The organism is uncultured Desulfovibrio sp., from assembly GCF_944324505.1.
In the GTDB taxonomy this organism is placed as follows: Bacteria; Desulfobacterota; Desulfovibrionia; order Desulfovibrionales; family Desulfovibrionaceae; genus Desulfovibrio.
The window spans coordinates 18858-34693 of the sequence record NZ_CALUWO010000006.1 but is presented as its reverse complement, the minus strand read 5'-3'; the positions used below and the strand labels follow the sequence as shown (position 1 = coordinate 34693).

The window sequence follows — 15836 nt, the reverse complement described above, 5'->3', positions numbered from 1 at the left end:
CCTGTGCAGACTTACTTGGCAAGTATCTGCTGCAGCAGGCGACGCCGGTTGACGGCCTTGCCTTCACGCACTTTCCGGGTCTGACTGGTGAAGATGGCCATGTTGCGGCGCATATTGGCATTGAAAATGTCATTGCCCACAAAGTCCTTGCCCAGCTGCTGCATGCATTCGTCAAACAGGGCAGGGTCAATATCCGCAGCCTCTTCCAGCTTGCTGTGATAGAAGGAAAGCGAGCGCTCAATGGCCACGCCGTATTCGTCGCGGGCATTGCTGGTCTTGTTGATCAGGTCCTGCAGGCGTGTCCTGACCTTGCCGGTGGCCTTCTTGAGGTCATCCCGCATGAGGGGCAGCTGATTTTCCATGGACTTCTGGCGGCTGGAATAATTCCGGATGGTTTCGATGATATACAGACCAGAGCGCAGCAGCGAAAGGGCCTCAAGCTGCTTCTGGCGCTCCTGCATGATATTGTTTTCCTTGATGGTATCACGCAGGGCCAGCAGATTTTTCCTGACGCCGTCATTGGGCGCCTGGGCCAGCATGCTATCCAGCTCCTCCAGGGGGTTACGGCCGGCCTTCTGGTCCTGGCGGACACCTTCGCCGGCTTTCTGCCATTCAGCCAGCAGGGTATCAGGACGGTGCCCGCCCGGCGTATTGATGCCGGAAATGACGGGCCGAAACCCCAGGTCCCGCGCATGCGCAGGCCCGTCCTGCATGAAGAAGGGATATTCCTCCCGACGCCCTGGCATGATTTCCGCCTCGCCGGACAGATAGGATCCGCCCTTGCGCACAAAGCCGCCAGCTGAGCCGTGCAGACGGCCGGCAATGGAAAAGCGGAACGCATCCAGCACCATTTCCGCCACATTGCCTGCCGTATCATACAGGCCCAGCGGATTGGGCTTGCGGGAACCGATGCGGGCGGCGCGTTCCTCGATGCGGCTGGCGCCTTCTGGCCGGTAGACAGCATAGTCGGCATAGGACGCACCGGCCGGGAGAGGGAAAAAATCCTCCTGACTGAGCTGCTGCGCACCGGCCATCTGCCCCCCGCGGGCCGCGTATTCCCATTCCGTTTCCGTGGGCAGACGCACAAAGCCCACGTTTTTGTTGTCATTGCTGAAGTGTGGCAGGCTGTCGGGCGCATTCTTGAGCAGCCAGTCCGTATAGCGCTGCGTAAAGGCCACGGCGTCATACCAGCTGATGTCGGTCACGGGGCGAGCGTCATCCTTGCGCAGATGCGCGGTATCCGGCGGCGTATCATCCATGACAGCACGATACTGCAACTGCGAAACTTCGTATTTGGCCACAAGATAAAAGTAGTGATTGCCCTTGGGCATACGATTTTTCCAGGCAGCAGGCAGGTCTTCGCTGGAAAAGGGACCGGACAGGGCCGCATTGTAGCGCCGGTCGTAGAAGGCGCGTTCCATATTGCTGCTGTCATCGCGGCCGGGACGCATGGGCATGTCCCAGAGCAGCCCCCTGGCCAGGACAGCCACCAGCTTGAAGGCCATGGTCACTCCGCCAGGCATGGGCAGAATGATGTCGTCAGCGTCTGGATGGGGATTGGTGGCGGCTTCCAGGGAAACACTGTCCTTGGGCACAAGGGCAGCCTGGGCATCGCCGGGCAGGGCATACAGGCTCAGCAGCAGGGCAAGCCCGGCCAGCCAAAGAGAGGCCATGGGGCGAAAAAACTCAGATTTCACGGATAACCTCCGAAGGTTCGATGCGACTGGCCCGCAGGGCCGGCCCCAGGGCGGCCACCAGGGACAGGGCGCAGACCAGGCCCAGAGCCAGGGCATAGTGTTCGGGCAGCAGGCGGCAGATACTCTCCATTCCGGCCAGCGATGAGGCGAACAGGACGTCAATGCCCCGGGCCGTTGCCGCATACAGTCCGCAGGCAACCGCCGTACCCAGCAGCGCCGTTGCCAGGCTCTGGGTCAGGGGAAAGAGCAGCAGGGAACCGGTGCTGAAGCCGGTGAGGCGCAGCAGGCCCAGCAGGCGTTCCTTGCGTTTGACAGCCGCCAGCATGCTGCTGGTGGTAGACGCCAGAAAGCCCACGGCCGCCGCGCTGCCGATGAGGGTAAAAATCAGATTCAGCGAAAAGGAAAGGCTCTGTATCTGTTCGATGCTCTCGGCCTGGGTATACACGTCAATATGCTGTGCCGCAAAGGCATCGCGCAGCCGCATGACATCCTCCAGCGTCCGGGCATAGAGGCGGAAGCCGGCGTAGGTACGCGGCGCCTCCGGGCGGTCCTCGCCGGTCCAGCCGCGTTCATCGCCCAGCAGGGGAACCGCACGGCCGTCACGAAAATCCTCCGCCCCCTCCACCAGCGGCAGGGGGGCATAGGCCAGGGGGCGCTGTTCCGCTGCCACAGGCAGTATGCCAACAACACGCAGGGGAAGATGCGCCCGCTGCACGCTGCCGGCAAACCGCCGCTCCACACGACCGTCCAGCGTATCCCCTACGGCAACGCCCAGCCGCTCCGCCACCGGAGCGGAAAGCACACAGCCGCTCCACAGCACGTGCGCCCCGGCCACCGAGGTCTGTCCGCTGTCCATGGCCAGGGCGGGCACAGGCACGCCATAGCGCAACAGCAGGGGGTCTCCGGCGGCCGTCGGCTCCAGGGATACGGTGCAGCGCTGCCCGCCTTCCGTCACCAGATCAAGGGTGGCGGCAATGGCACGGGTGCGCGGCAGCACAAAGGCCACGGCCGGATGGCGGGAAAGCTGCTCCAGATAGTCCCGGGTGTAGTGCCCGCTGCCCACGGGCGAAATTTCCAGGGTCTGCGGCGCCCGTTCCAAACGCTCCGTCAGGGTGCTGACAACCCCGTACTTGACCCCGAAAAGGATCAGCAGCGGCGTCAGCACAGCGGCCAGCGCCAGCACGGCACACAGGGAAAGCAGGCGTTCATGCAGGTAGTCGCCAAGGGCCAGCCGTATAATTTGCAAGGCAAGACGCATCAGGCCACCTCCCTGCGATGCAGGATGCGCGAACAGGCGGCCGCCCCGGACGCAGGCGCATCTTCCGGACAAACCGGGACCAGCCGGAAGCCGGCCTCCAGCGCCATGTCCTGCGCATGGGTGACCATGATGACCGTGACGCCCTGCTGCCGGGCCAGATCGGCCATGAGATGCAGCACCAGCCGGGCATGACGGGGGTCCAGCGCCGCCGTGGGTTCATCGGCCAGCAGGATGGAAGGGCCATTGGCCAGGGCGCGGGCAATGGCCACCCGCTGCCGTTCTCCCACGGAAAGGGTGGCCGGACACTGCCGCAGCAGACGGCCGATGCCCAGACGCTCCACCACATCCCGTATGCGGGGCAGAAAGGAGGCCACATCGCCCAGCGCCTGGCAGGGCAGCAGGATATTGTCCCTGGCTGTCAGAAAGGGCAGAAGCCCCCCCACCTGGAGCACATAGCCCAGGTGATGCAGACGCAGATCGGCCAGCAGATCCGTGCGACGTTCGCGCCACAGCTGCAAGATGTTGAAAAGACTTCCTCCGGCCTGCGGCCGGAAGAGAAAACGATCGCCGCTGTCGGGACGCAGGATGCCGGCCAGCAGGTCCAGGGCCGTGCTTTTGCCGCAGCCGCTGGGACCGACCAGGGCCAGCAGGTCCCCCCGCGCCACATCCAGGGCTTCCAGCACAAGCCGGAAGCCGTCGTTGCCGGGGCGGACCTTTTCCACATTGCGCAAGGAATAGAGCAGGGTATCGGCCATGTTGTTCCTGAAGGCCGCGTATGACGCGGGCCTCTGGCTAAGGGACGCCCGGCACGGTCCGTGCCGGAAGACAGCAGCGGGGCGGAAGCAGCGGCTGCAGGCAGCGGGCCTCCGCCCCGCTCATGACAATAGGCTTGACGGGAGATCAGGGCAGCATGTTCAGGGGAACGCGGTACACCCAGTCGCCGGCATTGGCCTGCCCGAAACTTTCCCAGTTGGCGCGATCCCTGTCGTATTCCTCGTAACGGGCCAGACGGGACTTGAGCCGGTTGATGAAGGCCGTCTGCTCGCCGATGCTCATGCGGTACCAGTCCTCCTCACGCAGCAGCATGATGTCGCTCTTGTAGGGCAGGCCATCCAGAAATTCGGACAGGATGCCCAGCTGGGCCAGGTTCTTGCCCTGGGTAGGCATATTGGGGTCCCTGGCCATCTGTGCCGAGGCGGAAAGAATGCCCTGGAAGAAGTCCCGGGAATCGGTCTTCTTGGTGCGTTCCGCATTGTCGATGATGATCTTGAGCTGGGTGCTCAGGTCATTGAGCTGATTCTTGGTAAGCAGTACGGCCACCTCCACCGTGGGCACCTGTTCCCCGGCCGAAGCCAGGCGATTGAGGTCCATGTCGGCAATCCAGGAGTTCACCACCGTGGGGGCACGCTTCTGCATGCTTTCGCCAAGATATTGCAGCTGCATGGCATAACCCAGCGCTGCCGCCATCTGGCGGGCCTGATCGGCCGGATTCTGTGACGGGGCGGCCTCGTCCCGGGGGCGGGTCATGGTCTTGCCCTCGGCCGTACTCTTGACCATGGCCACCATGCCTTCAGCCAGCGTGGCCGCCACGCTGCCGAACTGCCGGGCGCCTGTGGCGGCATCCGGCGCCTTGATGGCCAGATAATTGCTCTTGTTGCCGGACAGGCGGCTGAGGCTGCGATAGCTCTGCTCCGCGTAGGCATGGTTACGCGCACCGCCGGGACTCTTGATATGCAGGGCCGTAATCCAGATGCCCTTCTGCCGGGCCAGGTCATTCATTTCCACCGGCCCCATGGTGACAGACGCATAGCGGTCATCACTGCGCAGCGGCCCGGCATCCGTGATGAGCAGAATCAGGCGTGAAGAATAGTCCGCCCAGTTGAGCTTTTCCACGGCGCTGTAGATGCCCGCCAGGGAATCCTCATTGAAATCATGGCTGGAAACGGTGGCTTCCTGCACTTCGGCCAGGCGGTCTTCCAGGGCCTTGCGATCCTTTGCCGTGGCAAAGTCGCTGACCACCGTGCTGGTGTAGCCCAGCCCGGGCGTGGCCGCCGTGCTGCTGCGAAAGGCCACCACGGCAAAGCCCACGTTGTCGGTCATTTTCTGCTTTTCCAGCTGATCGTAGATGCGGCGCACCACATCGCGGCTCTGATCAATATAGGGCTTCATGGAAATGGAGGTATCCATAACCAGGGCAATGCCGGTCTTAGGTGGCCCCACAGGAGCCTTTTTCCCGGCGGTTCCGGGGTCAATGGAGGCCACATTGAGGAATTTCACATCATCAAAGGGGTCGCTCATGCCCAGAATGGGCATGATGTAGAAACGCCTGGCGGAAACAGCGGCCTCGCTTTCGTCGCATTCGCAGGCCAGCAGGGGAGAATCGGCAGGAATGCTGCCGGACATGGCCTGCCGCACCAGATTCTTGACCTGCTCACTCATGTCGCTGGCCGAACAGAGCGCGGAAAGGGCCTTGTCCGTCTTGAAGAAGAGCACGGGGTCACGGCTGGTACGCGGCGTGAAGAGCAGGGTCAGGGCCTGATTCCAGGCCGTGGTCCTGCTTTCCTCCAGCCAGCCCTGCGGCTCGCTGGTTCCCACCCCCACCTGCACCCAGCCATTACTGCGCGCGTAGACATAGAAAACGGTAAACGGCACCACCGTTTCCTTGACCACCTGCGCGGAGGCCGGCTCTGCCACCAGTTTGGCGCCGGGATGACTGATGACACGCTGATAGAGGCTCTTCTTGCCTTCCTGCAGCAGAGGAGCCGCCCCGGCGGCCACGGGCCGGGCCACCCAGAGCAGAGCGGCCCCCAGCAGGCAGAGCACACACAGGAAAAGATGCTTTTTCATGGCAATCCTCCTACTTCCAGTCCTGCAGAAGCCGCCTGGCCTCCGCATTGCCCTTTGCCGCCTCGGCCTCCACATGCTGGCGCAGGGTAGCCAGCGCTGCCCCGGCCTCGGCAATGCCGCCGGCGCGGGCGCCTTCGTACAGCTTTCTGGCCATGGCCATGTCCGTGGGAATGCTGCCGCGCGGCAGGGTGCAGGCCGGATCGTAGAACTGGCCGGCCAGATACATGGCTTCCGCATTGCCCTTCTGGGCTGCGTCCTCCAGCAGCAGGAAGGCGGCATCGGCATCCTCCGGCTGCACACCGGGCACGCGCAGGGGCTTGGCCAGCGCTACGCTTGCCGCGGGATCCGCCTCACCGCGCAAATGCTGCCTGGCCTGCTGTATGGGCGACAGGCTGCCGGCAGGCGCTTCGGCCGGCTGTTCTGCCGCTGCCGGGGAATCCGCGTCACTGGCGGAAGGGGCGTCCTTGCCGGCGGGCGCCTGGGGCGCAGCCGGCGCAGCGGCTTCCGCGGCGGGCAGGGGGGGCGTTTCCTCCGTGTCATTGGCCAGGAAAAAATACGCGGCTGCGGCCACAAGGCCCAGCACCACAAGCACGCCCAGCACCACAGGCCAGACGGCACGCCGCCGCTCCGGCGTTTTCTCTAAGGGCAGAGTGGGCAAGCCTTCCTGCGAGGAGTGCTCCAGCGGTTCAGGCTGCGGCTCTTCCTGCGGCGGGATGGCTTCGGCCTGCTGTGCAGAGGTTTCTTCTGCGGGGGAGGCCATCTGTACGCCGGACGACGCCTCTGCCTGCGCCGGGGCAACCTGGCAGGATACGGGCATGGTCCCGGCCTGACCGCCCAGGCTGCTGTATTCCAGCGGCATCATTTCCACACCAAAGCGCCGGCCGTCCACTGTCAGGAGATAGGCAGCCAGGGGATCCAGCTGATCCACCACAGCCGGCCCGATATGCAGACAAACCTGCCCGTCGCGCACGTCGCTGCCATCGGGCGCCAGGAGCATTTCGCTTTCCTGCCAGCCGCCGGCCGAAAGAAATTTCATGTCGCTGCCGCGACGCAGACTGAACGCCGTACTGGCAACGGCAGGGCAGCCTTCCAGCCGCACCAGGGCATGCCCGGCACCGCGCTGCGGGTCGGAAGAGATGATGGCCTTCATGACGTTCCTCGCATACTACGCCCGAAATGCGGCAAGAATGTCGCGCAGGCGGTTATTTTGTTCGGGGTCGCGCACCTGCTTGCCGTCAAAATCCACATTGGCCATGACGGACCAGGCCAGGGCACGCATCCAGTCGGTATACCACTGCCGGTCATAGGGCGCTTCCTGCTCGCCGATGATGGGTTCGTCCGGCGGTTCGGCCGGAGGGGTGAACAGCTCGCAGCTCTTGCCGCCCATGAGAATGGTCCGCGCGCGCGCATCATGGCTGCGGGGATCAAAGCCCAGCCAGTCCACAAAGGCATTAATGCTGTCCGCGGCCAGGCTGACCTGCCGCCAGATGAGCCGCTCGCGGGCCATATTGGCATAGGCGCCGCATTGGCGCAGCTGTTCTTCCAGGCGCTTGCGCATGCCGGTACGCTGAGCGGCCAGCAGCAACTCGCTCACAAGCTGGCCGAATTCTCGCGGCGGCAGCCCGAAACGGCTGCGGGCCTCGGGACTGTCCGATACGTTGTGCAGGCGCTCTATCCAGTAGTCAAACACCATGTCGGCAAGGCTGCCGGCGGCATCGCGCTGCACCGTTTCCCCACCTGTCTGGGCGGCAGGAACGGCCGGCTTGTCGGCGCTGTCACCGAAGATGTCGGAAAAGATGTCATCCACCGAGACATCATCCGATGTGCTCAGGGGCACAGGCGCAGACGGTGCATCGCCGGCAGCCCTGCGTTCGCGCAGCCAGAGATCATAGAGGTCATAATCCGTAACCTGCAAACAGCGCAGCAGCTCTCCGAAAAGATGCCGGCTGGTCACCTTGCCCACCAGCATGACCAGCTGACGCGACAGCAGTTCCTTCTGCCGGCGCAGCTCTTCCCTGTCATCACTCTGATAAAAGGGTTCCAGACGTGTCAGCACCTGTTCCCGCTTCTCGGCCAGCACCACTTCGATCTGCTGCCGCTTGAGTTCGGGATTGCACAGCGGGCGCAGGCTTTCGCGCAGCAGCCCCACGCCGCCATCATTGAGCCGCATGGCCGCGTTCCATACCACCTCGGGATGGGCCACATGCCGCTGCACCAGCTCCGAATGGAGAAAAGCCTGGTGCACTTCTTCCACATAGGCGCGCTGTTCGGGGCGCACTTCCGTTTCGTGTCCGTCGGCGTCAAAATTGAAAATGGCCTTGCAGCGGAAATTGGGGTTGCGCAGCAGAAAAACATTATTGAAGGGATGGCTGCCGTCCCAGTTGGTGGGCCAGTCATGCTGCTTGCCGAAGAAGTCCAGCAGGGAGGATTGCAGGCGGGTGGTCCAGCGCTTTTCCACCGAGGGGGTGCCGGCCTTCTCTTCAAATTCCATGTCCATCTTGGACAGGATGAAGAAGAGGGACGGGGCCTTGCCCGCGCGGTGTTCGGGATTTTCGCCATGCGTGGAGCATATCCATTCATAGACGGCCCGCGGCAGGTCCTGCACTTCCTGATTGCTGGGACCAATGCAGAGCAGCATGCTGGTCAGCTCGCGCTCTTCGCAGTAGCGCTCGAAAAGATAGGCCACCTTGCCGCGCAAAAAGAGATTTTCCAGCGTGCCCTGGCGCTCCAGTTCATGACGCAGATCTTCCAGCTTGAGGCGGGAGCGATAGCCGGGAAAGTCCAGCAGGTCCGTATAGTCAAAAAGCACATCCGGCTTTTCGCGCATATAGATGCTGATTTCGGCCGTCAGCGCGGCCACCACGGCCCGCGACAGGTCCGCCGTACGGCCGCCGGCGCCGCGGATATTCAGATGATCCCCGCTGTCCTGACCGGCAAGGCCCTGCAGGACGGCCACATCAATGATGCTGGACGCCCGCGGAATAAGGGCATCCAGCGGGCAGTCGGCCTCGGTCGGATTGCCCAGGGCCTGAAGCGCTCCGCACAGCGTGAGGTAGAGCTGATGGAACTGCGGCACGCTGTTCCAGATGAGGCTGAACAGCGTGGCCCGGTTTTCCAGGTTCAGACGCGGGGCCAGCTCCATGGCCCGGAGCCAGTAGCCCTTTTGCAGCATCTGCACACGCGGCCGGGAGATGAAGTTCTTGTTGATGTAGTCGCGCAGCTCTTCCACATCGTCGCTGCTCACGCCGCCGGCCTGGCTGTCCGGGGGCAGGGCGGCCAGCGCATCCAGCGTTGCCAGCAGCGGCTCCATTTCCGGCGCTTCCTTGTGCTCGCAGTCCGCATAATAGGTATTGGCCAGCACGCGCACCACGTCCATTTCCGTCAGCAGACGCAGGCGGATGGGGTGGCCGGCGTCAGAACCTTCCGGGCGGGTGGTGGTGAAGCGGGTGACCAGACCGGTGGATTCCTTGCCGCCCTCGGGATTGATTTCCGTGATGAAATCGCATTCCTTGCCGCAAAAATCCGCCATCAGCCTGCCGGAGGCATCGCTGGCCAGGGCCGATATGAGGTAGGACTTGCCCGACTGACTGGGACCGAAGACACCGGCGCACATCTTGCGCCGGGCGGCTTCCTCGCACTTGCCGAAAAAGCGGGCCGCATGGCGCATGTCCCGTTGCAGGCTGGCGCCTTCGCTGCCCACCAGTTCCGCATTGTCGGCAATCCAGCCGCTGGCCCTGCGGCACTGCTCGGCCAGGCTGTGACAGCGCTGGGCCAGTTCCCTATCTTGCTCTTGCATATCTTCCTCACAAATGGCTGTGGCGCGGCGGCTTCGGCGCAGGCCGCGCCCGCCGGGGAGTGTGCCCCGGCCTGTGCATGCGTCCCTTCCTGCCGCTAGCCTATGACCGTTCCCGTATCGAGCCAGTAGCCCTCGTCCAGCGGCAGGGTTTGCAGGCGGACTTCCAGGTCGCGCACATTGACGCTTTCGCCCCGGGCATTGGTCACGCTGTCAATGGCAAATTCCCCTTCGGTGCGTCTGTCCCTGTCTTCGGGGCGCGGGTCGTCGTCCCACTGGCCGGCCACGAACAGGCGCAGCTCCACCGTATAGGGCAGCTTGCCCGACGCGGCATTGCGGGCTGCCTCGGTGGCAAAGGTCAGCAGATGGTAGCGTGTGGTGGGCCAGCGCTCCACCGCCAGCTGCCGGTAGCCAATGGTCAGGGGACCGTTGAAGGAAACGCGGTGCGTGCGCTCCACCTCTTCCCGGCTGTTCACGTCCACCTTGAACCAGACCTTGGGGACAGAGAGCTTGCTATTGATGTCCAGTTCGCCGATATAGCGTGCCGTGGAGGTAAGGCGCAGGGCGCCGGAGTCAAAGGAAAAGCCTTCCAGATGACCCTCGGCCAGCGCGCAGAGAATGGCCCCCACAACTACGGTGGTCTTGGGATCAACAATGCGGCCCAGGGCATCGGCAAAGGGATACCAGCTGCCCACGTGATACTGACGCATGGGCAGAATGCGATCCGGCGGCACGGGCAGCTTGGCCAGCACCTGCGAGACCACACCGTTCCAGGCGCTGGGCCGCCCCGTCAGCAGGAGCACGTCGCAGTCATACAGGTGCACCAGCTCGCACAGGGCCGAAAGAACGGGGCCGAGGGTGGAGCGGATGGTATGGTCCACGGCCGAGGGACGGATGGTGATGGGCACATCCAGCAGATCGAACCGGTCCACCTGCGGGGCCGCCTGACGCACCAGGCGGGCCACCGCCTCCAGAATGGCCGGCTGGGGACAGGGCGCCCGGAAGGCGGGCACAAAGCGTTCCTCCTCGCCCGGCCCGTCAGCGGACCGCGCATCCACCGCCCCGGCCGGCTGCGGTGCATGCAGGAAAAAGTCGCGCAGGGTGCAGGTGTGCACCACATCGCGCTCGTGGATGGACTCGCAGGAGGCCAGCAGCCCCAGCGCCACCGGCACGGCAATCTGGCGGACAAGCCGGATGCGCGTATTGCGGTCTTCCTGGGAAATGCCGATGGCATCCCGTCCGAAAAGCTGGGCAATGAGCGGGCGCGGCTCCGGCAGCCCCTGGCGCACCAGGGCATCGCTGATGGCAGGAATGACATGATTGGCCACCACCTCCCGCAGCACTTCGTCCCCGGCTACGTTGAAGCCGTCGCGAAAGGCCGTGTGGGGGACAATGCGGGCGGTCTCGCCCTCGCTGCTGGCCAGCTCATAGGTGGTGATGGAAAGGTCCGTGGTGCCTCCGCCGATGTCAATGGAGGCCACGCGCACGCAGGGCCGGTTCTGGCAGATGGCGCGCGGCTTGCCCAGCAGGCGGAAAAGGTGATGCGCGTCACCATGCTGTTTGACGGCCAGCTCGTTGTACAGATAGACAAGCTGCGAGCAGCTGGCCTCATCCCAGTCGCAGCGCACCTGCGGGCTGGTGCGGTAATCCCGGCTGGCAGGAACCGCCTTGAGGTTGCCGGGCTGATACCAGCGTTCCCAGCCCAGCCCTTCCCAGATAACGCGCACGGCCCAGAGCACCCAGCGGCGGAAAATGCGCTTTTCGGCCACGGGCATGGCCGTGGGCACCGTGAAGATGAGGCGGCGCAGGCGGCGCGGCACATTGGGCAGCTCGCGCCGGGCGCGGATGGCCGGCGAATTGATGGTGATGAGCGCCTGGGTGAGGATTTCGCCCATCATGAACATCATGAGCGAGGAGCGCGTGAACAACGACTCGAAAATGGGTTCCGGCTGCTGCTTTTTCAGGGCAGGGCTGAGCTTGAACAGCGGGTCGTCAAAGCAGGCAAGGGGCGTGCCCTCCGGGTTGAGCTGGCGCGCAAACAGCCCCCGGCTGACCATGGGTTCGCTCTTGCCGCCAGTATTGAAGCGCCAGGTCTGTTGCCAGGCCCGCTCGTCCCACAGATAGCGCTTGGGACTGGACATGCCCGTGCAGCCTTCGGCGCAGACGGCCTGTGTGGCCAGGCGGGCGGCTTCCGGCCCGATGCGCACGCAGGAAGGCCAGGCAAAGGCCGGCGTCTGGCGGCCGGAACGGCGGCTCAGGGCATCATTGCCGAACTGGGCATCCACAAATTCCACACGGGTTTCAAAGGGTTCGGCATAGACATGCTGGGGGGCATCCAGATCACGCAGCTCCAGCAGATAGCTGTCATTGAGATTGGTGGGGCGCTGCGGCAGGGTTTCCACCAGAATGCCCGTGGTACGGGAATTGCCGATATCCAGAATGAAGTCCACATCCACCGGGATGTCCCGTTCGGGATTGATGACCTGCACTGCCAGATCGTGCAGGGCCTCGCGCACAATATCCAGCCAGGTCATGTACGAGGCCAGATGCTCCAGCACGTAGGGGCTGTCATCCAGCCACGAGCCATGCCCGCGGTACCGGGCCTGGCGATAGGCGCCGTAAATGCCTGACAGCCACTCGTCCACCCAGGGTTCATTGAGAAACCAGGAATTGTCACGCACATGGTGGGCAAGCATAAAATGCCCGTGCGCGGCCACATCCTGCGGCGAAAGCGCAAAGTAGCGCTCGCCTTCGGCAGGGCGATCCTCCACCTGGGTGTCAAAGATGATGACCACGCGCACCTGATCCGGTGCCGTTTCCCGGCGCGTCACATAGGCCCTGGCCCAGTTGGAAGGACCGTATTCAAAGCGCTTGCTGCCGTCGGGCCAAAGCTGGTCCAGGGTACGCAGAAAGGGCACGGGCAGCCACTGACCGTCCCAGACCTCCAGGCAGCGCTCGGCGGTCATGTCGTAGTCCGGGGCGCAGGGCTGGGCAGTGAGCTGATCCACATAGCCATCGCCGCTTTCCACCACACAGCGCAGATAGTGCTTGTAGCGGCCCGCTTCTTCGGTGGCGGTCTTGCGTTCCTCACGAAAATGCCGGCGCAGTTTCCTGAGGGTTTCCACCGGCAGGCTCAGGTCCAGAAACTGCGGGCAGCCGCCGGGAATCAGACTGATGGGGGAAAGGTAGTGGGGAAGGGATTCCATTGCTATCCTCTGTTTCTCGATGAAGAACTCCTGCCGGCAGTACCCGGAGCAGCGGCATGGCCCCTGCCGGAAACGGGCCGGGGGCACTGTGTCAGCAGCGTGCGCAGACAGCGTGCCGGAACAGACAGCCCCGCATGCGCAGACCGGGCACGGTCTGTCGGATGCCGTCCGCCGGTTGTTCTGCGCCTGCCCGCGGCGGAAAAGGCCGGTCGTCAGCAGAGGAAGTGACGCCTTTTTGCCCCAGCCGTCAAGCACGCCGTACCCCCAGCGCACGCATGGCCGCATGCCCAACGGCACCCGGCCGTCTTCCGTGCCGTGCTGCCCGCCTGCGGCATACTGCCCCATCGGGAAGGGCAGGCGCCGCTACGGCCGTCTACTTGCGTGTGAAACGAGCCTTCCAGCGCGTCCTCTTGGGGTCTCCTTCACGCCCGTTGCACAGGGTGGAATTGCCCGTTCCGGTACATTCGATCCAGTGCGGCACATAGTTCCGTCCGCCGGGACAACGGGCATATTCCGATTCCATATACAGCCGATTGCCCTTGAAGCGGGCCTTGCCCGGCCCACGGCAGACATCGCCGCCTTCTTCACGCTCAAAGCGGGAGCCGTTACCGTTCTTGTCAAAGCAGTATTCCACCACCACGGGGCCACCGGTCCGGGAGCTGGTGAGACCGGTTTCACTGGACCAACAGCCTTCCAAAAAGCTCAGGTCCTTCTTTTGGGCAGCATCCTTGGGAATCTGCATGGCCTCGCCCTTGCGCGGCGCAGGCCGGGGGGCAGGCTTCGGTGCCGGCTTGGGCTGGACGCTCGGCGCAGGTGCGGGTTTCGGTTTGGGCGCGGGGACGGGATCAGGCTCCACAGGCGTTTCGCCAAAGAAGGGTTCCACCACATCGGCCCGCGGCTGTTCCGCCGGCGGCTCCGGCGCTGGCGCAGGGTCAGGGGCAGGCGGCGGCGCAGGACGGCACAGCTCCGCCTTTTCCCGCAGCTGCCGCAGCAGGCTGTCCAGCTCGCTTTCCAGGCGGCCGGCACGTTCCTGCTCTGCCTGCAGGGCGCTTCGATCCGGCTGCGGCACGCAGGAGGCCGGCAGCCACAGGGGCAGCCAGCCCAGAGCCGACAGCAGCAGCCAGAGCAGAAGCAGCAAAAGCAGCAGGGGCAGCAGCCAGCCCGCGCAGCCCGCACGTTGCGGGGGCAGGGGAGGCGCCGGCGTTACGGGCACCACGGCCGGAGCTGGCGCAGTCGTGCCCAGGCGGGCAAGGTCCTGTGGCAGAACCCCGTCCATGCCGGCGGCATAGCCCCAGTTCACCAGTACCGGTTCGCCACCCACGCTCCACAGATTGCCGTCATCCGTCTGGCTCACCGCCAGCGACAGTAGGTCGGCAGAAAGGGAGCCGCCACCAGCGGCATGGGCCGCTTCCTGACGGGCCAGGCTGTGAATTTCCGCCACATAGCGGGCCGTCTTTTCCCGCAGAGCGCGGGCTTCCTCCTCCGGCAGGGCGGCAAGGGGAACGGCCTGCCCCGTGCGGGACGTGTACCAGTCCACCCGCCGGGACACGGGATCACATGCCGGCTCCGCCAACAGGGCGGCCTGCTGCGGTCCCAGCCCGCGCAGGATGATGCCGCGCAGCTGCTCATGACAATCCGCCACAAAAATGCCGCGCACGGCCAGACGCTGCATGCCGGCCAGGGGCGAGGAGGTGAGCAGGGTAGGGGCGGCAGCCATGACTATCCTTCGGACAGGCCGGAAGCGGGCGCCGCAGGCGCCCCCTCCGGCGCCGGAGCGGTGGCGGGCCGGGCGCTCTCTGCCGCAGCATCGCTTCCTGCGGCCGGCGGCGTGTTCGTGGCGGTCACGTAGGCAATGCCCCACTGCTTCAGCACCCGGGCTATCTCCGTGCTGACCACGGCAATGCTTGACTGGCGGTAGGACACATCGTCCAGCTTGATAAAGGTATTGATCCCCACCACCTGGCCGGCGGCATTGACCAGGGGACCGCCGCTGCTGCCCTGGGAAACCGTGGCCGAATGGATGATGAGCGGCGGGTTGTGCTGCTGCACCACATTGACGGCCCCCTCGCTGTAGACCACTTCGGGAACCGCGGAGGCATTGCCTTCCAGCAGCGCCCGGAACTGGGGATCGTCATGGGTGACGGCGCCGGGAAAACCCCAGGCGCTTACCTTTTCGGTGCGCTGCACGGAAAAGCAGAGGGGCAGCGGCGTGATGGGGGCCGGAGCAGCCAGCTCCAGCACGGCAAAATCCTGACTGCCATTCTGCACGCGATGCCGGATGGCGGCCCTGACCACCTTGGCCGTCGCCTTGTTGATGATGACAGCCTCCCGGGCATCGCCCACCACGTGCCCATTGGTCAGCACATGCTGCCGGGAAATGAAGAAGCCGGATCCCTGCGACAGACCCTGCCCCTGCATGGCCAGGACCAGCACCGTGCCCTGTTCCAGCAGCTGCGCCACGGAAGCGGGCGGCACCGCCGGACCAGACGTATCAGGGGAAGAGGCGGCAGGAAGCTCCTGAGAGGGTGCATCCGCCTGCGGGCGCGGCGTCTGCTGCTCCCCGGCGGTGCCGGGCAGCAGAGGATCAGGCAGGCTCAGCCCCGGCGGAGGCGGCGGCAGCACGGCCAGACGTTCCTTGATGACGCACGGTTCCTGCCGCAGCAGGTCCCGCAGCTGTTGCAGATAGGCTTCTCGGGCCGCGTTCTGCTGTTTGGCCGCATCCAGCTCGGCCTGGTACGCCTGCTCGCGTTCCCGTGCCTTTTCCATCTGCGTATGGATGAGCCAGCCGAGCAGGGCCAGCAGAAGCAGCAGAAGCAGCAGGCTCCAGAACAGAGGGCGCTTGTACACGGGCAGGGGGGGCGCCTGTGCTGCCGGTGCGGCAGTGTTTTGCCCGGAGGATGCCTGCCCGGTGGACTCCCGGGAGGGATCGGCAGGGGTTCCGGCATCGGCGGGTTGCGGATTCTGTGTCATGTTCTGCTCTCCTTCTGCGCCGGGCAGGGGCGCGTCATGCCATGCAGCGAGAGGGGCCTCCCGTC

Annotated in this window: 9 protein-coding genes; all 9 read right to left on the bottom strand. The window is 64.7% G+C overall.

From position 1 onward, the window contains the following. Positions 1-11 precede the first annotated feature (11 nt). The 9 genes from Q0J57_RS07460 to Q0J57_RS07420 all read right to left on the bottom strand — a co-directional run bounded on the left by Q0J57_RS07460 (position 12) and on the right by Q0J57_RS07420 (position 15771). Entirely contained in the window at positions 12-1697 is a 1686-nt protein-coding gene (locus Q0J57_RS07460; protein ID WP_297218840.1) for an SUMF1/EgtB/PvdO family nonheme iron enzyme, read from the bottom strand. Continuing rightward, positions 1687-2955, bottom strand: coding sequence for an FtsX-like permease family protein (locus Q0J57_RS07455; protein WP_297218838.1), 1269 nt, complete (start codon positions 2953-2955; stop codon positions 1687-1689). The genes Q0J57_RS07460 and Q0J57_RS07455 overlap by 11 nt, the downstream gene beginning before the upstream one ends. Next, entirely contained in the window at positions 2955-3710 is a 756-nt protein-coding gene (locus tag Q0J57_RS07450) for an ATP-binding cassette domain-containing protein (RefSeq protein ID WP_297218837.1), read from the bottom strand. Before Q0J57_RS07450 ends, Q0J57_RS07455 begins: the two co-directional genes overlap by 1 nt. Positions 3711-3855: 145 nt before the next feature. Then, entirely contained in the window at positions 3856-5802 is a 1947-nt protein-coding gene (locus tag Q0J57_RS07445) for a vWA domain-containing protein (RefSeq protein WP_297218835.1), read from the bottom strand. Positions 5803-5812: 10 nt separating this feature from the next. Further along, positions 5813-6952 carry a sel1 repeat family protein gene (locus tag Q0J57_RS07440; protein ID WP_297218833.1) on the bottom strand — a complete coding sequence of 380 codons (1140 nt, stop codon included), beginning with the start codon at positions 6950-6952 and terminating at the stop codon, positions 5813-5815. A gap of 15 nt (positions 6953-6967) precedes the next feature. Continuing rightward, on the bottom strand, positions 6968-9598 hold the full coding sequence (locus Q0J57_RS07435) for a virulence factor SrfC family protein (RefSeq protein ID WP_297218832.1): 2631 nt from the start codon (positions 9596-9598) through the stop codon (positions 6968-6970). Between the two features lie 95 nt (positions 9599-9693). Continuing rightward, positions 9694-12801, bottom strand: coding sequence for a virulence factor SrfB (locus tag Q0J57_RS07430; protein ID WP_297218830.1), 3108 nt, complete (start codon positions 12799-12801; stop codon positions 9694-9696). 373 nt (positions 12802-13174) lie between these two features. Continuing rightward, complete coding sequence (locus Q0J57_RS07425) at positions 13175-14518, bottom strand: SrfA family protein (RefSeq protein ID WP_297218827.1); 1344 nt, start codon at positions 14516-14518, stop codon at positions 13175-13177. A 2-nt stretch (positions 14519-14520) separates the two neighbouring features. Further along, complete coding sequence (locus Q0J57_RS07420) at positions 14521-15771, bottom strand: serine protease (RefSeq protein WP_297218825.1); 1251 nt, start codon at positions 15769-15771, stop codon at positions 14521-14523. Between the last annotated feature and the right edge of the window lie 65 nt (positions 15772-15836).

Coding starts and splice junctions, on each gene's coding strand:
- Q0J57_RS07430 (WP_297218830.1), bottom strand. CDS start 12,801: ATGGAATCCCTTCCCCACTACCTTTCCCCCATCAGTCTGATTCCCGGC.
- Q0J57_RS07445 (WP_297218835.1), bottom strand. CDS start 5,802: ATGAAAAAGCATCTTTTCCTGTGTGTGCTCTGCCTGCTGGGGGCCGCT.
- Q0J57_RS07420 (WP_297218825.1), bottom strand. CDS start 15,771: ATGACACAGAATCCGCAACCCGCCGATGCCGGAACCCCTGCCGATCCC.
- Q0J57_RS07440 (WP_297218833.1), bottom strand. CDS start 6,952: ATGAAGGCCATCATCTCTTCCGACCCGCAGCGCGGTGCCGGGCATGCC.
- Q0J57_RS07455 (WP_297218838.1), bottom strand. CDS start 2,955: ATGCGTCTTGCCTTGCAAATTATACGGCTGGCCCTTGGCGACTACCTG.
- Q0J57_RS07425 (WP_297218827.1), bottom strand. CDS start 14,518: ATGGCTGCCGCCCCTACCCTGCTCACCTCCTCGCCCCTGGCCGGCATG.
- Q0J57_RS07435 (WP_297218832.1), bottom strand. CDS start 9,598: ATGCAAGAGCAAGATAGGGAACTGGCCCAGCGCTGTCACAGCCTGGCC.
- Q0J57_RS07450 (WP_297218837.1), bottom strand. CDS start 3,710: ATGGCCGATACCCTGCTCTATTCCTTGCGCAATGTGGAAAAGGTCCGC.